Source organism: Bradyrhizobium sp. WSM1253, assembly GCF_000244935.1.
Taxonomy (GTDB): domain Bacteria; phylum Pseudomonadota; class Alphaproteobacteria; order Rhizobiales; family Xanthobacteraceae; genus Bradyrhizobium; species Bradyrhizobium canariense.
This window is the reverse complement of the sequence record NZ_JH600073.1, coordinates 6,442,561-6,465,423: the sequence shown is the minus strand read 5'-3', so window position 1 is coordinate 6,465,423 and position 22,863 is coordinate 6,442,561. Positions and strand designations below refer to the sequence as shown.

21 protein-coding genes are annotated in these 22,863 nt (G+C 64.5%); 8 read left to right on the top strand and 13 right to left on the bottom strand.

Going from position 1 to position 22,863, the window contains the following annotated elements; genetic code table 11:
- Nucleotides 1-80: 80 nt before the first annotated feature.
- The 3 genes from glgC to BRA1253DRAFT_RS31485 are packed head-to-tail and all read left to right on the top strand — an operon-like array spanning nucleotide 81 to nucleotide 3,091.
- Entirely contained in the window at nucleotides 81-1,343 is a 1,263-nt protein-coding gene (gene glgC / locus BRA1253DRAFT_RS31495) for a glucose-1-phosphate adenylyltransferase (protein WP_007601076.1), read from the top strand.
- Complete coding sequence (glgA, locus tag BRA1253DRAFT_RS31490) at nucleotides 1,340-2,794, top strand: glycogen synthase GlgA (protein ID WP_007601075.1); 1,455 nt, start codon at nucleotides 1,340-1,342, stop codon at nucleotides 2,792-2,794. Before glgC ends, glgA begins: the two co-directional genes overlap by 4 nt.
- A 36-nt stretch (nucleotides 2,795-2,830) precedes the next feature.
- Nucleotides 2,831-3,091 carry a SemiSWEET transporter gene (locus tag BRA1253DRAFT_RS31485; RefSeq protein WP_007601071.1) on the top strand — a complete coding sequence of 87 codons (261 nt, stop codon included), beginning with the start codon at nucleotides 2,831-2,833 and terminating at the stop codon, nucleotides 3,089-3,091.
- Between the two features lie 96 nt (nucleotides 3,092-3,187).
- Here BRA1253DRAFT_RS31485 and BRA1253DRAFT_RS31480 read toward each other — a convergent pair whose 3' ends face one another.
- Nucleotides 3,188-3,982, bottom strand: coding sequence for a class III extradiol ring-cleavage dioxygenase (locus BRA1253DRAFT_RS31480; protein ID WP_007601070.1), 795 nt, complete (start codon nucleotides 3,980-3,982; stop codon nucleotides 3,188-3,190).
- 156 nt (nucleotides 3,983-4,138) lie between these two features.
- Between BRA1253DRAFT_RS31480 and BRA1253DRAFT_RS31475 the strand changes: the two genes are divergently transcribed.
- Nucleotides 4,139-4,318, top strand: a complete 180-nt coding sequence (locus tag BRA1253DRAFT_RS31475; RefSeq protein WP_007601069.1) for a hypothetical protein — start codon at nucleotides 4,139-4,141, stop codon at nucleotides 4,316-4,318.
- A gap of 17 nt (nucleotides 4,319-4,335) precedes the next feature.
- Here the strand turns inward: BRA1253DRAFT_RS31475 and BRA1253DRAFT_RS31470 are convergent, their stop codons facing one another.
- Nucleotides 4,336-5,796 (bottom strand): carboxylesterase/lipase family protein, encoded by a 1,461-nt coding sequence (locus BRA1253DRAFT_RS31470; protein ID WP_007601068.1) that lies wholly within the window; start codon nucleotides 5,794-5,796, stop codon nucleotides 4,336-4,338.
- Between the two features lie 81 nt (nucleotides 5,797-5,877).
- Nucleotides 5,878-6,054, bottom strand: a complete 177-nt coding sequence (locus tag BRA1253DRAFT_RS31465; RefSeq protein ID WP_245286002.1) for a hypothetical protein — start codon at nucleotides 6,052-6,054, stop codon at nucleotides 5,878-5,880.
- A gap of 260 nt (nucleotides 6,055-6,314) precedes the next feature.
- Between BRA1253DRAFT_RS31465 and BRA1253DRAFT_RS31460 the strand changes: the two genes are divergently transcribed.
- The 3 genes from BRA1253DRAFT_RS31460 (at nucleotide 6,315) to BRA1253DRAFT_RS44675 (ending at nucleotide 9,799) form a co-directional block, all read left to right on the top strand.
- Nucleotides 6,315-9,005 (top strand): alpha/beta hydrolase fold domain-containing protein, encoded by a 2,691-nt coding sequence (locus tag BRA1253DRAFT_RS31460; RefSeq protein ID WP_007601060.1) that lies wholly within the window; start codon nucleotides 6,315-6,317, stop codon nucleotides 9,003-9,005.
- A 129-nt stretch (nucleotides 9,006-9,134) separates the two neighbouring features.
- On the top strand, nucleotides 9,135-9,407 hold the full coding sequence (locus tag BRA1253DRAFT_RS31455; RefSeq protein ID WP_007601058.1) for a hypothetical protein: 273 nt from the start codon (nucleotides 9,135-9,137) through the stop codon (nucleotides 9,405-9,407).
- Nucleotides 9,408-9,493: 86 nt separating this feature from the next.
- A complete protein-coding gene (locus tag BRA1253DRAFT_RS44675) occupies nucleotides 9,494-9,799 on the top strand; it encodes a hypothetical protein (RefSeq protein WP_007601056.1) in 306 nt (101 codons plus the stop codon).
- 20 nt (nucleotides 9,800-9,819) lie between these two features.
- Here the strand turns inward: BRA1253DRAFT_RS44675 and BRA1253DRAFT_RS44670 are convergent, their stop codons facing one another.
- From BRA1253DRAFT_RS44670 to BRA1253DRAFT_RS31405, 10 genes are all read right to left on the bottom strand, one after another.
- Complete coding sequence (locus BRA1253DRAFT_RS44670; protein ID WP_198288273.1) at nucleotides 9,820-9,975, bottom strand: hypothetical protein; 156 nt, start codon at nucleotides 9,973-9,975, stop codon at nucleotides 9,820-9,822.
- 111 nt (nucleotides 9,976-10,086) lie between these two features.
- Complete coding sequence (locus BRA1253DRAFT_RS31445; protein ID WP_007601053.1) at nucleotides 10,087-10,602, bottom strand: septal ring lytic transglycosylase RlpA family protein; 516 nt, start codon at nucleotides 10,600-10,602, stop codon at nucleotides 10,087-10,089.
- Between the two features lie 94 nt (nucleotides 10,603-10,696).
- The gene (locus BRA1253DRAFT_RS31440) at nucleotides 10,697-10,921 is read right to left on the bottom strand and encodes a hypothetical protein (protein WP_007601051.1); all 225 of its coding nucleotides are present in this window, start codon (nucleotides 10,919-10,921) and stop codon (nucleotides 10,697-10,699) included.
- Between the two features lie 30 nt (nucleotides 10,922-10,951).
- Entirely contained in the window at nucleotides 10,952-12,202 is a 1,251-nt protein-coding gene (locus tag BRA1253DRAFT_RS31435; RefSeq protein WP_007601049.1) for a DUF1501 domain-containing protein, read from the bottom strand.
- A 2-nt stretch (nucleotides 12,203-12,204) separates the two neighbouring features.
- Entirely contained in the window at nucleotides 12,205-13,656 is a 1,452-nt protein-coding gene (locus BRA1253DRAFT_RS31430) for a DUF1800 family protein (RefSeq protein ID WP_007601047.1), read from the bottom strand.
- A gap of 166 nt (nucleotides 13,657-13,822) precedes the next feature.
- Entirely contained in the window at nucleotides 13,823-16,342 is a 2,520-nt protein-coding gene (locus tag BRA1253DRAFT_RS31425; protein ID WP_007601045.1) for a M56 family metallopeptidase, read from the bottom strand.
- Nucleotides 16,339-16,731: a BlaI/MecI/CopY family transcriptional regulator gene (locus tag BRA1253DRAFT_RS31420; protein WP_007601043.1), complete on the bottom strand. Its 393-nt coding sequence runs from the start codon at nucleotides 16,729-16,731 to the stop codon at nucleotides 16,339-16,341. Before BRA1253DRAFT_RS31420 ends, BRA1253DRAFT_RS31425 begins: the two co-directional genes overlap by 4 nt.
- A 330-nt stretch (nucleotides 16,732-17,061) precedes the next feature.
- Nucleotides 17,062-18,714: an NAD-dependent malic enzyme gene (locus BRA1253DRAFT_RS31415; RefSeq protein WP_083869971.1), complete on the bottom strand. Its 1,653-nt coding sequence runs from the start codon at nucleotides 18,712-18,714 to the stop codon at nucleotides 17,062-17,064.
- A gap of 477 nt (nucleotides 18,715-19,191) precedes the next feature.
- Nucleotides 19,192-20,190, bottom strand: a complete 999-nt coding sequence (locus BRA1253DRAFT_RS31410; RefSeq protein WP_007601040.1) for a tripartite tricarboxylate transporter substrate-binding protein — start codon at nucleotides 20,188-20,190, stop codon at nucleotides 19,192-19,194.
- A gap of 245 nt (nucleotides 20,191-20,435) precedes the next feature.
- Nucleotides 20,436-21,131 carry a glyoxalase superfamily protein gene (locus BRA1253DRAFT_RS31405; protein ID WP_035994272.1) on the bottom strand — a complete coding sequence of 232 codons (696 nt, stop codon included), beginning with the start codon at nucleotides 21,129-21,131 and terminating at the stop codon, nucleotides 20,436-20,438.
- A 370-nt stretch (nucleotides 21,132-21,501) separates the two neighbouring features.
- On the opposite strand from BRA1253DRAFT_RS31405, the gene BRA1253DRAFT_RS31400 reads away from it, so the two are divergent.
- The gene (locus tag BRA1253DRAFT_RS31400) at nucleotides 21,502-22,773 is read left to right on the top strand and encodes a serine hydrolase (RefSeq protein WP_007601039.1); all 1,272 of its coding nucleotides are present in this window, start codon (nucleotides 21,502-21,504) and stop codon (nucleotides 22,771-22,773) included.
- Nucleotides 22,774-22,863 lie beyond the last annotated feature (90 nt).

The window sequence follows — 22,863 nt, the reverse complement described above, 5'->3', positions numbered from 1 at the left end:
CTATTCGTGCCGTTACTATCGGTTCCAAATGAGCGCGGCCGGGAGGCTTCTCGCGAGCGCCAGAGTTGTGGGAGAATGACATGAGTGCCGCGAGACCCGAGCCGCTTGCCCGTCAGGCGCTGGCGTTCGTCCTGGCCGGCGGACGCGGCAGCCGGCTGCTGGAGCTGACCGATCGGCGCGCCAAGCCCGCGGTCTATTTCGGCGGAAAATCCCGCATCATCGATTTCGCGCTTTCAAACGCGGTGAACTCGGGCATCCGCCGCATCGCCGTCGCCACCCAGTACAAGGCGCACAGCCTGATCCGGCACCTTCAGATGGGCTGGAACTTCTTCCGCCCCGAGCGCAACGAGAGCTTCGATATCCTCCCGGCGAGCCAGCGCGTCTCCGAAAACATGTGGTACGTCGGCACGGCCGATGCGGTCTACCAGAACATCGACATCATCGAATCCCATGCCTGCCGCTTCATCGTCGTGCTCGCCGGCGACCATATCTATAAAATGGACTACGAGGTGATGCTGCGCCAGCATGTCGACAGCGGCGCCGACGTCACCGTCGGGTGCCTGGAGATGCCGCGCCAGGAATCTTCCGGCTTCGGCATCATGCATATCGACGAGAACGGATGGATCAAAGAGTTCCTGGAAAAGCCGAAAGATCCGCCGCCGATGCCCGGCAAGCCGGACGTCTCGCTCGCCAGCATGGGCATCTACGTGTTCGACGCGAAATTTCTGTTCGAGGAGCTCAAGCGCGACGCCGAGGATCCGAATTCCAACCACGATTTCGGCAGGGACATCATCCCCTACCTCGTCAAGAACGGCCGCGCCATGGCGCACCAGTACTCGACCTCCTGCGTCCGCTCCGGCAGCGACCCCCGCGCCTATTGGCGCGATGTCGGCACCGTCGACGCCTATTGGGCCGCCAATATCGACCTTACCGACGTAGTGCCCGAGCTCGATTTGTTCGACAGCGCCTGGCCGATCTGGTCCTATTCGGAGATCACACCACCGGCAAAATTCGTCCACGACGAGGAGAGCCGGCGCGGCCAGGCCGTGAGCTCGCTGGTCTCGGGAGGCTGCATCATTTCCGGCGCCTCGCTGCGGCGCTCACTGCTGTTCACCGGCGTGCGCGTCAACTCCTACGCCAATGTCGAGAACGCCGTGATCATGCCCTACGTCAATGTCGGTCGCGGCGCGCGCCTGAAGAACGTCGTGATCGATCGCGGCGTCGAGATCCCGGAAGGGCTCGTCGTCGGCGAAGATCCCGAATTGGACGCAAGACGCTTCCGCACCACCGAGCAGGGCATTTCGCTCATCACCCAGCCGATGCTCGACAGGCTCAATACATGACGCCTGTTCGCGTCCTCGCGGTCGCCTCTGAAGTTTATCCCATCGTCAAGACCGGCGGCCTCGCCGATGTCGCGGGCGCGCTGCCGATTGCGCTCAAGGCGCATGGCGTCGAGATGCGCACGCTGATGCCGGGCTATCCGGACGTGATGCGGGTGCTGGGCGGAGCCGACGAAATCCGGCGCTGGCCGGATTATTTCGGCGGACCCGGACGTCTGCTCGCCGGCTCGCATGACGGCCTCGATCTGTTCGTGCTCGACGTGCCGCATCTCTACGCACGGCCTGGCAACCCCTACGTGACGGTCGAAGGCGTCGACTGGGCGGACAATGGCGTGCGGTTCGCCGCGCTGTCGCGCATCGCGGCCGATATCGGCCACGGCCTCGTTCCTGCCTTCGTGCCCGACGTGGTGCATGCCCACGATTGGCAGGCCGGGCTGGCGCCGGCCTATCTGCACTACGACAATCGGCCGCGGCCCGCCACCGTGATGACCATCCACAACATGGCCTATCAGGGCAAGTTCGCGCCCGAGCTGATCGGTTCGATTGGCCTGCCCTGGCGCGCCTATGGCGTCAACGACCTCGAATATTTCGGCGGCATTAGTTTTTTGAAGGCCGGCCTGCAATTCGCCGATCGCATCACCACGGTCTCGCCGACCTATGCGCAGGAGATCCAGACCGACGAGGGCGGCATGGGGTTCGGCGGCCTGCTTCGCGCCCGCGCCAACGTGCTGAGCGGAATCCTCAACGGCATCGATGTATCCGTTTGGAATCCGCAAGAAGATCCGCACATCGCCTACCGCTTCGGCGCGGAGGACCTCACGTTCCGGGCCGCCAACAAGGCGGTGCTTCAGCAACAGTTCAATCTGGATTCCTCGGACGAAGCGCCATTGCTCGGCGTCATCAGCCGCCTGTCCTGGCAGAAGGGGCTCGATCTCCTGCTCGAGGCCATCCCGACCATTTTGCGCGAAGGCATGCAGCTCGCGCTGCTCGGCAGCGGCGACCGCGATCTCCAGGATCGCTATCAGGCCGTTGCGCGCGCGCACCCTGGCCGGATCGGAGTCGTGATCGGCTACGACGAGATCATGGCGCATCTGATCCAGGCCGGCGCGGACGCGCTCATCGTGCCCTCGCGGTTCGAGCCGTGCGGCCTGACCCAACTCTGCGCGTTGCGCTACGGCGCCGTGCCCATCGTTTCGCGCGTCGGCGGCCTCGAGGATACCATCGTCGATATCGGCGAGGCCGATAAATCGGGCCAGGACGCCACCGGCTTCAAGTTCGGTCCTGTGACTGCGGATGCTCTCGCCGGCACGCTGCGCAAGGCCAACATCGCCTTCCACGACAAGCTGACCTGGCGCCGCCTGCAACTGAGCGGCCTTGCGACCGACGTGTCCTGGCGCAACCGCGCCGGTGACTATGCCGCGCTCTATCGCGGCCTCATGACCGCGCGCGCCTGAGGCACGACATCGTCGAATCAATGCTATAGAGCCGTCATGGACCCGTTCTTGATCAAGCTGATCGGCTTTGCCGCCGCGACCTGCACCACCGTGGCCTACGCGCCGCAAGCCATCAAAGTGTGGAAGACCCGCTCCACCGGCGATATTTCGCTCGGCATGTTCCTGGTCATGGTGCTGGGGCTGGCGCTCTGGCTCGTCTACGGCCTGCTGTCGGGCGACGCGCCCCTCGTCGCCGCAAACGCCATCACCATCGTGCTCGCCGGCGGCATCCTGTTCATGAAGCTGAAATACGGGTGAGCTCGAAGCTGCGTAGGGCGGATTGGCCGAAGGCGTAATCCGCCGCCTTCATTGCGGCCCGATGGTGGATTACGCTTCGCTAATCCACCCTACGATTCATCCGAACACATACGACGCCATCGCGACATTCGCGACCTCGTCGACGAAGACGCGCTTGCCCGCGTCGCTGCCGGCGGCGCCGGCGGCTACCATCAGCGGCAGCAGATGATCTTCGCGCGGATGGGCCAGGCGCGCGCTCGGTGCATTCTCCCAGTCAACCAGCATCGCGTTGCGGCGCGCCGCGTCCTTGTGGCTGATCGCCTCGTTCAGATACGCCTCGAAATCATACGAGACCGGCTTCGACTCGGCACGGCCGAACCCGCGCATGTTGTGATAGGTCAGCCCGCTGCCGACGATCAGAATGCCTTCGTCCCGCAGCGAAGTGATGGCCTGGCCCACCCTGATGTGCTCGGCCGGATCGTAAGTCGATCTCAGCGACAGCAGCACGATCGGCATGTCGGCGTTCGGATACATCAGCCCGAGCGGCACGAAGGTGCCGTGATCGAAGCCCTGGTTGGGATCCTCCCGGCAATCGACGCCCGCGCGCATGAGCAGCGCCTTCACCTCGGCGGCGAGCTCGGGCCGCCCCGGCGCCGGATATTTGAGGTGGTAGGTGTGCTCGGGAAAACCGTGATAATCGTACACCATCGGCGGATGCGCCGAGGTGGACACGGTGAAGGCGTCAGCCTCCCAATGTCCTGATATGACGAGCACGGCCTTCGGCCTCTCCGGCAAGAGCTGCGGCAGCTGGCCGAACGCCCCGGCGGTTTTCGCATATTGCACCCGCCTGTCTTCCATGAACGGCCAGGGACCGCCGCCATGCGACAGGAAGAAGGTCGGAAATCGCACCATGAGCGAAGGCTCGTTTCATTGGCAACGCGCGTGCGAGCTGCCCGCGCGATCGGCCGCGAGCATAGGCAAACCCGTATGGTTAGCAAGACGTTAACGATTTTTCGCCCAGAATCCGGGGGGTAGCCGAAGGAGTCGGCCAGCAGCCAGGGACGTGAAATGAAGAAGTTTGCGTTGGGGGACGTGGTCAACAGCGACAAGGGCCGCCGCGGCGTCGTTCGCGCCGCCTACAAGTCGAAGGAAGGCCAGCAATTCTATGCCGTCGAGAAAGACGGCGCGATGGATTATCTGGAGGAAGACCGGCTGAGCCCGGCGCCGCGCGTCGAACTCGCGGCTTAAATCCAACTCAACCTGCCCTAACGCCCGAACCGGTCCAGGCGCTCCGACCAGGGGTCGTCTCCGCTCGCGATGCGATCGTTCGTGATCAGCAGCAGGCGATCGCTGCCTGCGGCCGCGTCCCAATGGGGCAGGTCCGCACCGTTGGGATCGCCGCTCTTGGCGAAATTGATCCAGTAGGCACGCATGCGATTTGCGACCTCGCGATCGGCTCGTGACAGGATGCCCGCACCCGGCATGCCTTCCACGCCGAAGATGAACTGCAATTCCCGCCCGTGACCGCCCTCGGGGTTGGCGCGCCGTGCCTCCGGCACATAGGCGAAGCGATAGCGAAAGGTGGGCGCACCGCTGGCGGCGTGCAGGCGCGCCAGCAGTCTCACCGGCTCGGAGAAGATCTTGTCGGTGTAAAACCTTGCCGCGCGGCTGGAAGATCTGGCGAGGTCGGAATAGAGCCTGCGCAGCTCATCGCTGGTGGTGCCTGACGATGCCAGCTCTTCCCGGATATCCAGCTCGTCGTCGAAACCGGTCTCGTCGTCGTTCGAGCCGATGATCAAGGGAATGCGGCTCTCATGTCCGGCCGCGAAGCCCGCGGCGACATCCTCGCTCACCAGACTTCCATCGATCGTCGGCCCAAAGCTGCGCGGTGATTTTTCCAGGAGATGTTTTTCGACGGCAAGCAGGCGTCGCGGCTCGGCTGCGCGCAAGTCGGCCTGTCGCCCCAGCGCCGCCATGAATTGCCGACCCACAATCTCGGCCTCTTGTGCCGAACGCAGGCGCGCACGGCCGGGGATCGATTGCAGAATGGCTCTCTGGAAGAGATCGCGCGATTGCTCAGACAGCATCAGCAGCGCGATCGAGGTCGCGCCTGCGCCACTGCCGAACAAGGTGACGTTGGCGGGATCGCCGCCGAAGGCCGCGATGTTGTCGTGCACCCAATGCAGCGCCGCGATCTGGTCCATCAGGCCGTAATTACCGGAGCCGCCTTCCGACAGCGCGGGATCGCTGAGCCAGCCGAACGCGCCGAGGCGAAAATTCACGGTCACCACGATGACGCCGGCTTGCGCGAGCCTGGCACCATCGAACAGCGGATCATTCGCGGTGCCGCTGACGAAAGCGCCGTCGTGGATGAACATCATCACCGGCAGCGGGCCGTCGACCCCAAACGGACGGAACACGTTCAGCGTCAGGCAATCCTCGCTCGAACCCGGCAGCGAGGGCTGAAGACACGGCGCGCCATAGGCATAGGCGGTGCGCATCTCCGAACTCTCGGGCGCGGCCTGCGGCGGACGCCAGCGCAGCGGCCCGATCGGCGCGGCCGCATAGGCCAGCCCCTTGAACGAGGCTATCTCGCCTTCGACGGCGCCAAGCATCTGTCCTTCGCGCGTCAGCGCAAATGGAAATTGGCCGACCGGCTGGGCCACGGCCGAGCCGGCGCAACAGAGGACGAGAGACGTCGCAAACAGCGCGAACACGGACCGCATCTTCGGAGCATCTCGATGCGCGGAAGGATTTTGGGCAGGTTATGTCCGTGGCCCGCTGCGAGGCAAGCGCCGCGGCTGCGCCTAGCTCCGCTTGGCCGCAAGCTCCGCCAGTGCGTGCCGTGCGATGATGCCGAGTTCACCGAGCGTGGTGTGACCGGACTGCGCTGCCTCGATCAGCCGCTGGGCGATGAACCTGCGGCTGTCGTGATCGCCGCCGTGCGGCAGTTGGCGGCACGTCTCCTCAAGGACGACGTCCATGTTCGCTTTGGTCCGTTCACTCAACTCTGTCATGACGCCCGTCGGCACGCGTGGCAAAAACAAGAGCATACACAGGTGGATCGACCCTGATTAGCCCGGGAAATCACGGCCATTGTGCATCGCGATGCGTGTGCTGCCGCAACATTCACGCGGCCATGATGACGCCGCAAATGGCTACCGAAGATTGCACATGCCGTGATGACAAGCCGAACCTGCAGCGATAGCCTGCCGGCAAAACAAAACAGACGGGAGGAAATGCCATGCCTGATGCAATGGTTGCTGCGCGTGCCTCTGACGCGGGGCGCGGAACCAGCCAGCAGGTCGATGTTGCCGTGGTCGGTGCCGGATTTGCCGGCCTCTATCTTCTCCATCGGCTGCGCAAGGCCGGCCTGACGGCGGTCGGCCTCGAAGAAGCCGGCGACGTCGGCGGCACCTGGTACTGGAACCGATATCCCGGCGCGCGCTGCGATATCCAGACCATCGATTACAGCTACACCTTCGATCCCGATCTCGAGACCGCCTGGACCTGGTCGGAGAAATACGCGACCCAGCCGGAGATCCTGCGCTATCTCGGCTTCGTCGCCGACCGCTATGATCTCAGGCGTGACATCCGCTTCAAGACCAAAGTCACGGAAGCGAAATGGGACGAGGCCACCGAACGCTGGCAGCTCACCACCGACAATGGCGCAGCGGTCTCCTGCCGCCATTACATCATGGCCACCGGCTGCCTCTCGGCGCCGAAGCCGCCGGAGATCGACGGCGTCAAGGACTTCAAGGGCGAGGTCTATTTCACCGGACGCTGGCCGCATGACGGCGTCAATCTCGCGGGAAAACGCGTCGCGGTGATCGGCACGGGATCGTCGGCCATCCAATCGATCCCGCTGATCGCCGAACAGGCCGCACACGTGACCGTGTTCCAGCGCACGCCGAATTTCGCATTACCGGCGCATAACGGCCCTGCGCCTTCCGATCGCATGAGCCTGCTGCAAGGCGATCGCGCGGCCTATCGCGAGCAGGCGCGCCAGTCGATGGCCGGCGTGCCCTATCCGCAGCAGACGGTCGTGAGCTGGCAATTAAGCGATGCCGAGCGTCGTGAGCGGTTCGAACGCGCCTGGGCGGCCGGCGACCTCGTCCACATCCTGACCCAGCTCTGGGCCGACCAAGCGGTCGACATCGACGGCAACAAGATCGTCCAGGACCTGATCCGCGAGAAGATCCGCGCCGCCGTCAAAGACCCCGAGACCGCCGCGGCGCTGATGCCGGACGATCATCCGTTCGGCGCCAAACGCCCCTGCCTCGATACCAATTATTACGCGACCTACAACCGGCCGAACGTCACGCTGGTCAATCTGCGTCAGGAACCGATCAAGGCGATCACCGCAAGCGGCATCACGACGTCGAGGCGCATCGTCGACGTTGACGTGATCGTGTTCGCGACCGGCTTCGACGCCATGACCGGCGCGATCCGCGCCGTGCACCCGATCAGCGGACGCGGCGGCAGATCGCTCACCGATGTCTGGGCGCAGGGGCCGCAGACCTATCTCGGGCTCACCGTCGCAGGCTTCCCGAACTTCTTCATGATCACCGGCCCCGGCAGCCCGTCGGTGCTGTCGAACATGGCAGTGTCGATCGAACAGCATGTCGACTGGGTGGTCGATCGTCTCGCAGCATTGCGCGACGCCGGCTTCACCACGATCGAGCCGACCGCGACGGCGCAGGCCGGCTGGGGCAGGCACATGGCCGACTGCTCGATGGTGACGCTGCACCGGCTCGCCAACACCTGGTACACCGGCGCCAACGTTCCCGGCAAGGTGCAGGGGCTGATGCCCTATACCGGCGGTGTCGGTCCCTATCGCAGCATCTGCGACGAGGTCGTCAGCCGGGGCATGCTCGGCTTCAAGCTGACCGGCCCCGATGTCGCCGCGCAATGCAATGACGGCGAGGTGGTGCGCCTCCAGCCAGATGTGCGGCTGGTGCTGAACCTGCTGGCGTCGCTCAACCTGCCGCCGATAGAGTCGATGGGCGCGCTCGGCGCTCGCGCCTTCGTCGACGAGTTCAACAAGGGCCGCCCGGCTGGACGGCCGATCGGCGAGATCGTCGACGGCACCCTGCCCGGCGCCGACGGCCCGCTGCCCTACCGGGTGTACCGGCCGGCAACACCGGGGCCGCATCCGGTCGTGGTCTATTTCCACGGCGGCGGCTGGGTGCTCGGCGACGAGCAATCCGACGAGCCGTTCTGCCGCGACATGGTGCGGCGGACCGGCATGATGCTCGTCAGCGTCGGCTATCGTCATGCGCCCGAGCATCGTTTCCCGGCCGCGGCCGAAGACGGCTACGCGGCGACGCGCTGGATCGCGGAGCACGCCGCCGAGCTCGGCGGCAGGCCGGGCCCGGTGCTGGTCGCGGGCTGGAGCGCCGGCGGCAACATCGCCGCCGTCACCTGCCAGCTTGCGCGCGATCGCGGCGGCCCTGATATCGCGGGTCAGCTCCTGATCTGCCCGGTCACCGACTGCAGCTTCGACCGCCCCTCCTACAACGACAATGCGACCGGCTATTTCCTGACCCGGTCGCTAATGTACTGGTTCTGGGACCTCTATTGCTCGCCGGCCGACCGCACCGATCCGCGCGTCTCGCCGCTCCGCGGCAAGGTCTCAGGGTTGCCGCCGGCCTTCGTCGTCACCTGCGAATTCGACCCCCTGCGTGACGAAGGCATCGCCTATGCCGAGAAAATGGCTGCCGCCGGCGTCCCGGTCGAGCAACTTAGGGCGCGCGGCCATTTCCATTCGTCGTTCACCATGGTGGACGTGGTGATCACCGGGGTCTCCGGCCGGGTGCAGATGGCCGAGGCCTTGCGGCGCTTCGCCGGGCTTCCGCCCGAAGTTGGTCGCGGCGATGAGACCAGCCACAGTCACACCGGCCCAGGGCATAGAATCGCCGCGGCCGCGAGCTGAAAGCGAACATTGGCCGGGAACTATTTCCCCGTCATCGCGTTTGGTGCTGTGGCATTGAGATGCAGTAATGGGTGTAGGCCCCGGTACGCAGGATCGTGTGCCGGGGTTCTTTTTGCGTGAGGCGGGACGATGGGGGACGTAGTTGGGGATTCAAAGGTCGATTTTGGTGTCCTTGCGGTGCTGCATAAATGGCCATCGCTTGCGAACCGGCGACGGTCGGACCGAGCGTCGTACCAGGTGATCGAGGGCACGCTCGACGAATGCATCTCGGCGTTCATGGCGAAGCCGGCGGCGACCCGGCATCTCTATGAGATCCGCACGATCGCGCAGCCGCCGCTGGTCACGGACATCCTCTCGCCTGAGCACATCACCGAGCTGGCGCGCCTGCGCGAATTTCTCTGATCTTCGCAGAAGCTTGCTGACCGCAGGAACCTTCTTCCGGTTTTTCCCGTTGATGGTGATCGGAAGCGAAGGCGTGAGTGCCTCACATGCTTGAAGCCGGCGTGCCAGCCCCGGTCGTGCCCTATGGCGCAGACCAGACCCTGTTCGTGGTGATCGACCGCCTCGACAAGGCGACCGAAATCCGTGTCGAGCGAAGCGATCTCGACGCCACGATTGGCGAACTCGTCGCCGGCTGCTTCAACGACCCCGTCAAGGTCATCTCCTTCAACACGCTCGAGCACTGGATGAAGGACATCTCGACCGACGTCGCCGGCGAGATTCGGGCGCGCTGCGACATCGATGGCGTGACGCTGCCCGACTATCTCAGCGACTTCGTCGAGAGCCATAGCTGAGCGTGCATGGAGGATGAAAATCAGGCGCGCCGGTACTTGCCGGCGATGACCTCGATCTCGCGGCGGCGTTCGCCCGCGAAGGTCAGGAGCTTTTCGATCGTCAATGTATCCGTGATCCGTTTGGCCAGCCGCTCGGCGCGTGCGGCCTGATCTTCGAGATACTGGATCGTGGTCAAACGCCGCCCCCAATTGCTTCGGTGGATTCCCGAATTGCTCGGTATCCATGGTGCGCTGGAGGCGGCTAACAGTCGGTTAAGCACAGCATTTCGGATCGATGTCACTGCAAATTATCGCACCACGTCGAGCCGGACATTGGTGACACCCTTGTCGACCATGCCGAGCGCCTCAGCCGCGGAGGGAGAGATGTCGACCACGCGTCCGCGAACATACGGCCCGCGATCGTTGATCCTGACGGTCACGAACCGGCCGGACGAGACATCGGTGACGCGCAGCTTAGTGCCGAACGGCAGGCTGGGATGGGCCGCGGTCAATTCGTTCTTGTCAAACCGCTCGCCGCTTGCCGTCTCCGTGTCCGAATAGAAGCTGGCGACGCCGTGCGAGACGCTTTGCTTTGCATCACCGTCGGGGACGCGCGCCCGGCTGATCGGACGCGGATGCAGCGCCGCCACCCTGTGCGGTCGTTCGACAGCGGCTTGGCGGTGGGTGCCGAGATCGGCCTTCTGGCGGCCGACCGGCGATTGCGCACACGCCGCAAGCGACGCCGCGCCGATGACGGCGAGCAGGATCCGGCACAGGGTTGCCGGCGAAATCCGGGCAGTTTCGGCACGTGCAAATCGAGACATGATGCGCCCTCCGAACGGCCCCGAGTTTCGGTGGGCAATGAGGGCAGAACCTTGTCGGAACGAAAGCGCGCCTGAGGCCGCAGCCGTTTCGCGTTTAGCTGTGACGATTCCACCACACTGGCTTGTCCTGAATCGAGACAGACTCGTCGGAGAGGCCCGATACGACGCGCCAGATCATCGGGCGCATCTGCGGCTGAACCTCGCCAGGCTCGGCGTCGCTCCTCGAGAGTCGCGCGAGCTCGCGCCAATAGAGCCGCCGCCAGCCGGTTTTCAGGCTGGCGAGAAAGTCGAGCTCCCGTTGTGTCAGCGTGCACATCATGAACCCGATCCGGTTGCGAGAGCCGCGTCGTCAGCCGACGAGGCCTCCCATCGGCCTGACGTCGGCGCTGCCCGGGAAGACGGCGTCTGCGAGCACCTTCTCCTCGACACGCAGATGATCCCTCAGCAGGCCCTTCAACACTGCGCGCAAATCCGTGGTCGGCTTGAGATCGCGATCCTCGAAGAGTTGCGCCGGCTTCAGGCCCGGCCAGTCCGCGATCACGCGGCCACCGGTGAGCCCGCCGCCGATCAGGAAAGCGACCGTGCCCGTACCGTGGTCCGTGCCCTGCGTACCGTTGATGCGCGCGGTTCGCCCGAACTCCGTGACAACGGCCACGACTGTCTCGCGCCACGCTTCGCCCATGTTGCTCTCGATTGCGGCAAAGGCGCCGTCGAGCGCACCGAGCAGATTGTAGAGCTGGCCCGAGGCCGCGCCCTCGGCGATGTGCGTATCCCAGCCGACGAAGCCCATGGCGCCGACGCGCGGACCGTCGGGCTTGGCGAGATAGCGCGCGGCCGTGCCGGCGGCTTCGGCGAAGTAGGCGCGGACGCGCGCGATGCCGGGCGGCGCCAAGGTCGGATCGTCAGACATCGGATCGCCCGTGCCCGATGCGCCGCCGAGCGAAGCGAGCTTCATGCGGGCCTGGAGCACGGTCGCAAGCTTCGGATCGGTGTGCTGGTAGAGATCGAGCAGGCGGTTCTGCGTGTCCTCGCTCGCCGGCAACAATCGCTGCGGCACCCATGTCATGACAGGCGCCGAACCGCGCACCACCAGCGGCGTCACGGAGCCGATGCCGAGCGCGCGGCTGCCGCGCGGGTCGACACGCCCGCCGGATTCCAGCGCGAGCAGCGCGCGGTTGAGCCATCCCGAGCTGGTCATGCCGGGCTTGACGAGCCCGCTTTCCAGCACGTCCTGGCCGTCGAAATGCGAACGCTCGCGATAGGGCGTCGCGGTGGCATGGACGATGGCAGCCTTGCCGCTCTTGTAGAGCCGATGCAGGTTCGGCATCGCCGGATTGAGCGCGAAGAAGGCATCGAGCGGCAGCGCTGGCGGCTTGCCGTCCAGCACCAGCGCACGATCGCCGCGCAAGGAAATCCAGTCGGGATCGCCGACCGGCGCAACCGCGCCGAGGCCGTCGAGCGCTCCGCGCAGCACGATGACCAGCAGTCGCGGATCGCGCCCTTCGGCGCGCGCGATCCCAGGCATCTGGCTCCACGCGAACAGCGCGCCGGACCCGACCAGAAGCTCGCGCCGCGTGGGCAAATGATTGACGACGCCCATGCTCACCTCCTCTGAAAATCCGCCGACATGAACAAGAGCGCCAACGCCTGCTGCCGGCTCTCGGCACGGCCGACCGCCTGCTTCACCTCGGGCGCGATCTCGGATCCGAAGACGTCCTCGATGATCGCCTGCGGATCGGCCATGCCAGTGATGCGCTCGGCGAAATTGTTGGCGACGTCGAGCCGCCGGCCGACGCCGTCGATCCAGCTGGGCTCGTCATCCGGATAGCCCTTCGGCGCCGACGGACGCCACAGCGCCTCGCCGAGCAGTTCCTGGCCGCCGGTGAAGCGGACGGGATCGACGACCGTGATGCCGGTCGCACGCACCATGCCGACGACCCATTCGCCGGGGCGCTTGAGCTTTGACGGCGGCCCGCGCCAGGCCTCGTCCGAGGACACCATCGCAATCGCGACCTGCTTGAGATCGCCCTCTGTGTCGCGAAAGATTTTTGCCATCTGCTCGACGAGCACCGGCGGCGGATCGTCGGCGACGAAATGGCGCGCGAGCTTGGTCGCGACATGGGTCGCGGTCGCGGGATGCGCGGCGAGATCGCGCAACACGGCGCGGCCCTGCTCGGCATCCTCCTGCTCGTAGCGCTTGCCGAGCACGGTCTGTCCGCCGGGCTCGTGCAGCCGCGGATTGAAGGTGAAATCGCCGCCGTGCTGAGGATCGGCGCCCGGCGGCACCAGCGTCCAGCCGGTCAGCACATTGGCGAAGCTGATGACGTCGTCCTGGGTGTAGCCGGCGCGCACGCCGAGCGTATGCAGCTCCATGATCTCGCGCGCGAAGTTTTCGTTGAGGCCGCTGCTACGGTTGATGCCGGCCGTCGAATTCGCGCCCATCGAACCAAGATTGTCGAGATAGACCAGCATCGCCGGATGACCCTCGACGGCCAGCAGGAGATCGACGAAGCGGCCGAGCGCATTTGCGCGAACGGCTTCGCGCTCATAGGCGCCGGACATGCTCTGGATCCGGTTGGCCGAGACGCAGAAATGGTTGGACCAGAACCACACCAGCCGCTCGGCGAAACCGATGTCGGCGGAAAGCGCAGCCTCCGTGCGCACCTTGGCTTCCTGCAAATAGATCGGACGTCCGGGATCGGGAATGGCGTCGGCTGCCTGCTTGGCCGCCATCTCGGCGGCGTCCTTGTCCGCTACCTGCCCTTGCGTCTGGTCTTCCGACATGGTCGGCGTCGCCGCCACCTGCTGCTTTTTAGCCTGCTGCTGGGCCTGCTTGGCGCGCGCCGTGCGCCGCGCATTGGCATCGGCCACGGTGCGATAGGCCTTTGCGCTGGAGGGGAGGGTGGCGGCGGCGTTCAGGACGAGCGGACGGTCGAGCTCGGCGATCAGCGCGCCACGCGGGTCGGTCCCGACAGCCGCAATCGATCCCGGACGCGGCCCCATTCCGAAGCGATGAAGCGCCAGCACAGAATCGGCCTTTGCAGAACTGCTCATACGAATGCCTAATTCTTTCGAGCCTGCCGACGGTGTCGGCGCGAAGCTACGAACCGTAATGCTACGTATTGTAGCATTCACGACGTGAGTCTGCAAGCATAGATTGAGCGACCGCCGCCACGAACTCGGGCGCCACCACTCCCGCAGAGCGGCAGCGGCGCTCGTCCTAAAAATTCGGCCCGAGCGCGATTTTCGTGATCGTGCCGTTTCTGACACCGATGCGCCATTCCGCCGAACCGTTGGCGAACTGGGCAACATAGATATCGCTGTCGAGCGCGGTGACGCCGCGGAAGGAGACCGCACGCAGCGCACCCAGCCGCGTCAGAATCGCCTGATCGAACGGAAGCTGCGCGCGTGTGATGTCGGCGACTTCCGACGTCATGCGCTCGTAGTCCGGCTGTCCCCGGCCGACGCCCTCGATGTAACGGCGCAGCATCTCCTCGCCATTGGCGATCGGAACGGCGCGCCGCGCTGCGCGACCCGGACGCGCGCCGAGGTTTGAGGCCTCGACATTGTGGAAGCGCGTTTGCCGACCCGGCACCAGGATCTCCATGCACCGTCCCGACTTGTCGGCAATCACCCACGGATTGTTCACGGTGGTGGTGGAGGCCCAGGTCATGTTGGGCCTGACGACGCTCTGCGTCTTGCGATTGCCGTCGGCATCGAGATTGAAAACCTGGATGTCGTCGCGCATCTCGTTATAGACCATGATCCTGATCGGCGAGGTGCCGGCGCGGCCGCGCACGTTCGCCTCCTCCGAGCAAGGCACGATGCCACCGAGTTCGTCGTTGCCGTCGGCTCGGAAGATCACATCGCCGGCCTTGCCGTCGGGCTCGATCAGCAGGCGGAATTCGGCCGTGCCGTTTTCGAATTTCGCGCCATAGATGTCGTAGCCGCCGGGACCGACGCCGCGGAAGAAGATCGATTCCAATCCGCCGAGCGCGACGAACGTCGCGTGCATTTCATTGAGCTGGCGGTGGATCTTGGCGGCGAGCGGCGCGCTCATGCGATCGTAGTTCGGCGTGCCGGCGCGCAGATCCTCGATCCCGCGCACGATCATCTCCTTGCCGCCGACCGCCGGGACCTGCTCCCTGAAGCGATCGGGGACTTCGGCAAGGCGGCGCGCGAAATCCGCTTCGACGGCCTGAGCCACCGCCGCATCGACGCGGGCTGCGAGGCGGGCGCCGAAAACCGCACTTTGGAGCAACACGCGCGAGACCCTCGACTGCTCGTCGCGCAGGAAGATCACGAGATGGTCGCCGCGAAAGGAGAAGGCATCAGTGCCCTCGGCCAGGACTTGCGTCGCCCCCTGCCCGGTTTCCTGCAGCCAGAGACGGTCGCCATCGCGGCGGACGGTGAGCACGCGGTTCGGCGCAATCCTATACCAGCCGACATATTGATCGAGCGAGGCAGGTTCGGTCGTCGGCGCCGGCATCTCGGCGACACGCACCGCGCGCACGTCGCGGCCGTTGATCCGCAGCATCAGTTCGGAGGAGCGGCGTTCCGCATCGAGCGGGAACGTGATCTCGCTCGACGAAGCCAGGTAGGACGCGGTGCCGTCGCTGCCGACGGTCAGGCGCAGCCGACGTTGCCCGGTGAGCTGGCCGTAGAGATCATCACCCTCGCGGAAGATGGCGAACACCGAGGCCGGGCCCATGGCGTAGAAATTGACGAAGGGGCGGTAATGTTGGGCCGGCACCTCTCCACTATCGCCGGCGAGCGGCGCAGGCTCTGGGGTGCGATAGGCGATCATGCCGGCGGACACGATCACGGCCGGGACGATCGCGGCCGCGATCCACAGCCGCTTGCGCCAGCCGACCGCGACCGGCATCACGGCAGTCGCGATGATGCGCTCGACGCGCGCGCGCACGGTCGAGGCCCGCGCCATCGCGAGCTCGACCGGCCGCGGGTTTACCGTGCTTGCGAAATCAAGCAGGATTTCCGCATAGGACAGCCGATCGTCGATCACCTCGATCGCCTCGGCGTCACTGATGATCTCGGCAAGTTCGGCAAGACGCGCGAGCTGCCACCAGGCGAACGGGCTGAACCAGAACACCGCGCGATTGAGGGAAGCGAGCAGGAGGATATGGAAATCGCGGTTGGCGACATGCGCGCCCTCATGCGCGAGCACCGCGAGCCGCTTCTTGGCGTCCCAGCCGGAAAATTGCGGCGGCACCAGAATGGTCGAGCCAAACGTGACGGGACCGCCGACCTCGCGGCTGACGCGCACATCGGCGTCGACCATCTGCAGACCGTTGATCGGTCTTGCCGCGCGCGCGAGGCGCCAGGTCAGACAGAGGCCGATGGCCAGCCGCAGCAGCAACAGGCTGGCAACGCCGGCATGGACGACGGTGGCGATCAGCCACCAATTGATCGAGACGCCGCTCTCCGCCGGAGAAGCAATCGCCGCGCCGGGCGCGATCGGCTGCATGGGCTGCGGCATCTCAAACATCGAGATATCAGCCGGCAGGACATCAGCCGGCACCGATACCGGCAATGGCAGCCGGGTGATCGTGACCGTCGGCCAATGCATCACCAAGGGCATCGCCAGCGATGCCAGCAGCACGACGACCCACGCCGTCATGTGGACGTGCGGATTCCGCACGCGAAACAGGTTGAGACCAAACCAGACGACGCCTCCCAGCACAAGGGAGCGTAGCGCCGCCTCCGCCAGAGTTGCGATCATTCTTTCTTCACTCCCCTCGCCTTCTTCGCCTTGGCCACCTGGTCGGCCAGCGTGCGCAACTGCTGCTGGTCGAGCATTGCATTGTCGACCATGCCGACGAGGACCTCCTCCATCGAGCCGTTGCAGAACCAGTCGACGATGCGCTGCACCGCCTTGGCCGCAACCCGCGCGCGCGCTTCGGCTGCGTGGTAGACATAGGTGCGTCCGTCCACCGTGTGCCGAGCATAGCCCTTTTCTTCCAGCCGGCGCAGCACCGTGCGGACCGTCGATTCCTTCAGCCGACGCGACAGCTTCTCGCGCACAACCTCGGCCGTGACAGGACCATGGGCCCAAACCAGTTGCATGACCTCGTGCTCGAGGTCGCCCAGGTCCGGCAAACGATCGTCCATGGCGGCTTACCTTGGTTTCGCATTTTCTTGTAACGCTACAGAGCGTCGCATATACGCCCGCGCCGCGCAACGGAGTTTCTACCTGAAATGGTATCGCGTGCTGACTTAACGAGGGCGCGTTGCGACCTGCGAGGGCGGTGCGCTCCCTCTCCCGCTTGCGGGAGAGGGTTGGGGTGAGGGTGTCTCCCCAGTGGGACTCCCCAAGAGGATAGAGTCCTCACCCGGCGCGCGGGACGACGCTTCGCATCGCCCGGGCACGCCGACCTCTCCCGCAAGCGGGAGAGGTGACTGAGCCAGCCGCCAGATCGAGGCAATCAAAATCATCAGGCCTCAGTACTGCGGCTCGTACATCTGGGACTGAACCAGTCCCTTCACGTCATTGGGCGCGGGTCCGTCCGCGAGCCCGCGCTGAAAAGCGACATCGGCGACGGCGGCGGCGATACGCACCGAGACCTCGCGGATGCGCGGCAGCGCCGGATAGAGGCTGCCCTGCGCGAGATCGTCCTTGCCGACGCAGTCGGCGAGCGTATGGGCGGCCGCCATGAACATCTCGTCCGTCACCAGCCGCGAGCGGCTGGCGATGACGCCGAGGCCGACGCCCGGAAAGATGTAGGAGTTGTTGCCCTGGCGCGGCACGAAGGTACGACCGTTGAGCTTGACCGGGTCATACGGACTGCCGCAGGCAAACAGCGCGCGGCCCCCGGTGTAGCGGTAGGCGTCCTCCGCCGAGCATTCGGCCTTCGAAGTCGGATTGGAGAGCGCGAACACGATCGGCTGCTCGTTGAGCTCGGCCATCGCCTTGAGCACGTCGGGCGTGAAGGCACCCCCGACCGCGGCAACACCGATGATCGCCGTCGGCTTCAGCGTCCTGATCGCCGTGAGGAAGTCGGCGATCGGCGCCTGGCCGGCATGGGCATAACGGAGCTTGTGGCCGGACAGGCCTTCACGGCCGCCGACGACGAGGCCGCGGGAATCCACCAGCCAGTTGCGGCGGAGCGCTTCTGCCTCAGAGGCGCCCTCCGCCATCATCGCGGACGTCACGAGATCGGCGATGCCGGTCGCGGCCTCGCCCGCGCCGAGGAACAGGATGCGCTGTTCCTTCAGCTTGCCTCCGTTGACGCGCAGCGCCGAAAACAGGCCCGCGAGCGCCACCGCAGCCGTGCCCTGGATGTCGTCGTTGAAGACGCAGGCCTCATCGCGGTATTTGTGCAGCAGCTTGAACGCCGAATGGTTGGCGAAATCCTCGAACTGGATCAGCACTCCCGGAAAGGTCTTTCGCGCGGCGACCATGAACTCGTCGACGAAGCTGTCATAGGCCTCGCCCGTGAGCCGCCGCTCGCGCAAGCCGAGATAATACGGGTCTTTCAGCAGCTCTTCGTTGTTGGTGCCGACGTCGAGCACGATCGGCAGGCACGTTTCGGGATGCACGCCGGCGCAGGCGGAATACAGCGAGAGCTTTCCGACCGGAATGCCCATGCCGTTGGCGCCGAGATCGCCGAGGCCGAGGATGCGCTCGCCATCGGTGACGACGATCAGCTTGGCCGGATAGGGCCAGTTCTTCAGGATCTCGGCGATCTGGCCGCGATCGCGCGAGGAGATGAACATACCGCGCGGGCGCTGGAAGATCAGGCCGTATTTCTGGCAGGCGAGCCCGACCGTCGGCGTGTAGATGATCGGCTGGATCTCGTCGATATTGTCGACGACGACACGGAAGAACAGCGCCTCGTTGCGGTCATGCAACGCATTCAGCGCGACATATTTCTCGAGATCGGTCGGCAGCGTGCGCAGATTGACGAGCACGCGCTCGACCTGGGTCTCCATCGTCAGCACGCAAGGCGGAAGCAGGCCGCGCAGGCCGAGCGCATCACGCTCTTGCCCGGTGAAGGCGGTGCCCTTGTTGAGCAGGGGATCGCGCAGCAGCGCCATGCCGTGCACGGAATCGGACGATGTCGAATGGGCGCTGACCCGAGCAGGTCTATTCACGAATTCCCCCAGGGAGTTTCTTATTGAAGGGCGGGCATTGTCGGCCAGCGCTCACTGGAGATCAAGGAGGCAGACGCCTGCGGCAAGGATCGTGATCCCGCACCGCAGCGAGGTTTTCGCGACAGACGGCCGTCGTGCACGAAAAGGTTAACGCCGCAAAGCTAGACACTCCTCTCATGTGAGGGTGTGCAAGACGCGCCGCGTTGGCGGTGGGGCTCCCTCTCCCGCTTGCGGGGGAGGGTTGGGGTGGGGGTATCTCCGCGTCGGGACTGTCGAGAATCGCGGCGGATGTCCCTGTGCGGTGAGAGCCCTCACCCGCCGCGCGCGGGACGATGCTGCGCATCGCCCGGGGCTCGTCGGCCTCTCCCGCAAGCGGAAGAGGCGGAACAAGCCCGCGCGATCTCACTCGCGGCCATCCTTCGAGACGGCCGCTGCGCGACATCCTCAGGATGAGGGAAGCGCGTGTGGCGCCGCGAGCTACTCCGCCTTGATGTCGGCGGCCTTCACGATCGGCCACCATTTCTCGATCTCGGCCTTCTGGAAGGCTCCGAGCGCTGCGGGCGTCTGCTGATCGGGCGGAGGAATCTCCTGTCCCAATTCGCCAAACCGCTGCTTGACGGCGGGATCGGCAAGCACGGCGACGATGGCGGCGTTGAGCTTCGCGACGATCTCCTTCGGCGTGTTCTTCGGTGCCCAGATGCCGTGCCAGTAGGAGATGTAGAGACCGGGCAGCCCCGCCTCGTCGACAGTCGGGATATCGGGCGCGGAGGCGAGCCGCGTCGGCGACGTCACCGCGAACGCCTTGATCGCACCGTTCTTGTAGTGCGGCAGCGAGTTCGAGGCCTGATCGAACATGATGTCGATCTGCCCGGCCACGAGGTCGATCATGGCGGGCCCCGCGCCGCGATAGGGCACGAACTGGAAGTCGGTGCCGGTTCTCTCCTTGAAGAAGACACCGGCGACGTGGGCACCCGTGCCGGCGCCGGCGGTGCCGGCAGTCACCTTGCCGGGGTTGGCCTTCAGCCACGCGATCATCTCCTTCAGAGTGTTGGCCTCGAGCGACTTCCGGCCGACGATGAGCTGCGTGCCCATCGCGATCGTCGCGACCGGCTCGAAATCGGCGATCACATCGTATGGCAGCTTGAAGATCGCGCCGTTGAGCACATGCGTGCCCCAATGGCCGATCGTGATCGTGGTGCCATCAGGCGTTGCACGCGCGACGCGGGCGCCGGCGATGCTGCCGGAGGCGCCGGCGACGTTTTCGACCACGATCGTCGCGTGCAACTCGGCAGCGACCCGCTCGGACAGGATCCGCGCCAGAGTATCGGTCGGACCGCCCGCAGCGAACGGCACCACGAGGGTGATGGGACGCGATGGAAACGGCTGGGCGTTTGCCGGTGTGGCCCACGCCGCACATCCGAGCAACACACAAATGACAATCACATGACCGCGCAGTCCAGCCCACCGCCCCCGCATCAGTCTCTCCCACCCTTTTGTCGCCCGCATGTTGTCAGCGCGCTGGAGCCGGAGTGAACGCTGCCGGGCCGGCAGAGGCAAGCTGGGATTGAGGCCGGACCGCTTAGGGCGTGGACTCATAAACTCGCGCTGCACTTCGTGCGAGGTCCGCTCTGGCCGCGGTACCGGCCGTGTTGGCGCACCTCACCCTAGGTCCGAGTTGGGCCAGTTGCGGAAGCCCCAAATTGGGCGCGGCACCGCACCGATCAGGGCGCGGCGGTGCCACCTCGTTTAATGATGCCGCGCTCAACGAAGGCCGCCGCATCCTGAGCAGTCATGTTCTGACTATAGAGCCGTCGCACTGCCGGGCTTAGCCGCTCGGCAAAGAAAACCACCATCATGTTATCGCCGGTAACCTCCTGCTGGCCGATTTGTTCGGCGTGCGAGATAGCCCGCTGCATTACACGCTGAAACGCCGCCGTCGGGCGGGATTCGCCGGGGATTGTGCCGGTTTCGACCACGATGGCTATCAACTCATTGTCGATGTAGTCAGTCAGACTTTTCTGGAGCGCCGCAAGATCGACATCGCACGCTTGCATCACCTTCGAAGCATTAGCGTCATTTGTCAGCGCGAGCAGCAGGTGTTCTAGCGTCGTATACTGGTGCTTTCGCGCATCGGCATAGCCGAGGGCGCGCTGCAGAGTGATTTCAAGTTCAGTAGAAAACCGAGGTGCCCGAGGCCTAATCCCCGCATCGACTGTGGTTGATGGCGCCGCATCCTTCATGCGCGGCGCGGTAACGTCGCCGCGAATTGCAGCTGCAAGTGTGTTCCAATCGGCAACGCCAAACGCCTTGGCAATCAGTTCAAGGCTTTGACTATTGGTAATCTTCGCACCGTGGTCAGCGAGAAAGGCCCGAGCCGTTTGCGCCATGGCTTTGGCGTGGCGATAATTGCGCATCATCTTTCATCCTTTGCTTTGAACGAAACCGAGGTGCCAGGAGCTTGCGTTGCTGACCCGTTCGTTCGGGCAAAGGTCTATGAAAGACCTATGATACGTTTACCATCCCCACACGGGCGCAAGCAGCAGGTCGTATCTACCTGAAGATAAAATGATCCAGATGAGAAACGCTGTCAACTGCCATGACCCGATAGATCATGTCCGGGTTGGGTCAGTAGCGGGCTTGGGCCGGCTGCGCGGGACAGGTCAGCTTCGGGCCCAACAAGCGACATTGCGCACCGTAACGGCAGTAGCACCCCTCATTCAAATCGATATGCTGAATGTGCCACAAGCGCACGCAGAGCGAGCCACTTTATCTTCGCGGAAGCACGCCATGACGCATATGCAACACTCGCGGACAAAGGCGCTGGCATTCGTCAGTGCAATCGGATGTGTTGTTATGACTGTCGCGCTCTCGACAGCTATCTATCCTGCTATCAAGAACCCTTCGATAGGGGGATTTTCGCAGATTACCTCTTGGTACAAGAAACGGATTGATGCAGTCGACCCTTCGGGCAAGGACCTGTCGGGTGCAGTCATCGCCATAGCTAAAGAGGGCAAGCTTGCCTATCTTCAACCCATTGGCTTCCAAGATCGCGCAAAGACCATTCCCATGACGACTGACTCGATCTTCTGGATCGCGTCAATGACCAAGCCGATCACCAGTGTTGCAGCCATGATGCTGGTAGACAACGGCAAGCTCGATCTCGATGCTCCGGTCGCGAAATACCTGCCCGAGCTGAAGACCATGCAAGTCGCGACCGCGAAGCCTAACCCGGCGTCAGGGAAGATCGACATTGCGCTAGAACCGCCGAAGCGACCAATGACCGTGCGCGACCTACTTCGTCATACTTCCGGCTTGGTCTATCCGCCGCAATATTTGGATGAGCCGATCAACAGGCTCTATGCTAGGGCCGCTTTCGAGCCGGACAACTCCCTCGGCGAGTTTGTGACAAGTCTTTCGAGCTTGCCGCTGGCCCACCAACCGGGTGAGGTCTGGGAATACAGCTGGGGCGTAGATGTTCTGGCGAGGGTTGTCGAAGTTGCTTCCGGCCAGCAGTTTGATCAATTCCTGCAGAGCCGCATCTTCAAGCCCCTCGGGATGGTTGACACCGGCTTCTATGTACCGAGCGAAAACCTCGACCGCGTGGTCGAGGCACCAACGACGCGTCCTCCTCAATTCGACATCACAAAACCGCGCAAGCTCCTTTCAGGTGGCGGCGGACTTGCCTCAACGGCTCTCGACTACTTGCGCTTCTGCCAAATGTTGCTCAATGGCGGTGAGCTCGACGGAGTTAGGATACTCGCACCTGAGACAGTGAAGCTGATGACCGCCAACGCCCTACCAAGCGATGTTAGATTTGTGGGCCGCAGTGTCGGCCCAGACGATGGGACAACATTTGGCCTCGGCTTTGCCATTCGCACCAGCGGCGGGTCGGCCGGCAGTTTTGGTTGGAGTGGAGTTTGGGGGACGCAGTTCTGGGTTGATCCGGCGCAGAAGATGATCGCTGTACAGATGATCCAGGTCGCACCAGAAAAGGTCAGCTATTATTTCACGGCGATGCGCAATCTGACGTACGGAGCGCTGAATATCTCGCAACCTTGAGTTCTTCGCGTCTTGTCAAATACCGAAGGCGACCGCTGCCGCGCGGCGACGTGCAGAAGCGGATTGCCGAGGTCGGCAACGGGTCACGAG

What these genes read in the sequence shown, in the direction of transcription:
- BRA1253DRAFT_RS44675 (WP_007601056.1), top strand. Translation starts at nt 9,494, where the DNA reads ATGCTTGAAGCCGGCGTGCCAGCCCCGGTCGTGCCCTATGGCGCAGAC.
- BRA1253DRAFT_RS31470 (WP_007601068.1), bottom strand. Translation starts at nt 5,796, where the DNA reads ATGCGGTCCGTGTTCGCGCTGTTTGCGACGTCTCTCGTCCTCTGTTGC.
- BRA1253DRAFT_RS31480 (WP_007601070.1), bottom strand. Translation starts at nt 3,982, where the DNA reads ATGGTGCGATTTCCGACCTTCTTCCTGTCGCATGGCGGCGGTCCCTGG.
- BRA1253DRAFT_RS31465 (WP_245286002.1), bottom strand. Translation starts at nt 6,054, where the DNA reads ATGGACGTCGTCCTTGAGGAGACGTGCCGCCAACTGCCGCACGGCGGC.
- glgC (WP_007601076.1), top strand. Translation starts at nt 81, where the DNA reads ATGAGTGCCGCGAGACCCGAGCCGCTTGCCCGTCAGGCGCTGGCGTTC.
- BRA1253DRAFT_RS31400 (WP_007601039.1), top strand. Translation starts at nt 21,502, where the DNA reads ATGACGCATATGCAACACTCGCGGACAAAGGCGCTGGCATTCGTCAGT.
- BRA1253DRAFT_RS31430 (WP_007601047.1), bottom strand. Translation starts at nt 13,656, where the DNA reads ATGAGCAGTTCTGCAAAGGCCGATTCTGTGCTGGCGCTTCATCGCTTC.
- glgA (WP_007601075.1), top strand. Translation starts at nt 1,340, where the DNA reads ATGACGCCTGTTCGCGTCCTCGCGGTCGCCTCTGAAGTTTATCCCATC.
- BRA1253DRAFT_RS31405 (WP_035994272.1), bottom strand. Translation starts at nt 21,131, where the DNA reads ATGATGCGCAATTATCGCCACGCCAAAGCCATGGCGCAAACGGCTCGG.
- BRA1253DRAFT_RS31475 (WP_007601069.1), top strand. Translation starts at nt 4,139, where the DNA reads ATGAAGAAGTTTGCGTTGGGGGACGTGGTCAACAGCGACAAGGGCCGC.
- BRA1253DRAFT_RS31460 (WP_007601060.1), top strand. Translation starts at nt 6,315, where the DNA reads ATGCCTGATGCAATGGTTGCTGCGCGTGCCTCTGACGCGGGGCGCGGA.
- BRA1253DRAFT_RS31435 (WP_007601049.1), bottom strand. Translation starts at nt 12,202, where the DNA reads ATGGGCGTCGTCAATCATTTGCCCACGCGGCGCGAGCTTCTGGTCGGG.
- BRA1253DRAFT_RS31445 (WP_007601053.1), bottom strand. Translation starts at nt 10,602, where the DNA reads ATGTCTCGATTTGCACGTGCCGAAACTGCCCGGATTTCGCCGGCAACC.
- BRA1253DRAFT_RS31485 (WP_007601071.1), top strand. Translation starts at nt 2,831, where the DNA reads ATGGACCCGTTCTTGATCAAGCTGATCGGCTTTGCCGCCGCGACCTGC.
- BRA1253DRAFT_RS31420 (WP_007601043.1), bottom strand. Translation starts at nt 16,731, where the DNA reads ATGGACGATCGTTTGCCGGACCTGGGCGACCTCGAGCACGAGGTCATG.
- BRA1253DRAFT_RS31455 (WP_007601058.1), top strand. Translation starts at nt 9,135, where the DNA reads ATGGGGGACGTAGTTGGGGATTCAAAGGTCGATTTTGGTGTCCTTGCG.
- BRA1253DRAFT_RS31425 (WP_007601045.1), bottom strand. Translation starts at nt 16,342, where the DNA reads ATGATCGCAACTCTGGCGGAGGCGGCGCTACGCTCCCTTGTGCTGGGA.
- BRA1253DRAFT_RS31410 (WP_007601040.1), bottom strand. Translation starts at nt 20,190, where the DNA reads ATGCGGGGGCGGTGGGCTGGACTGCGCGGTCATGTGATTGTCATTTGT.
- BRA1253DRAFT_RS31440 (WP_007601051.1), bottom strand. Translation starts at nt 10,921, where the DNA reads ATGATGTGCACGCTGACACAACGGGAGCTCGACTTTCTCGCCAGCCTG.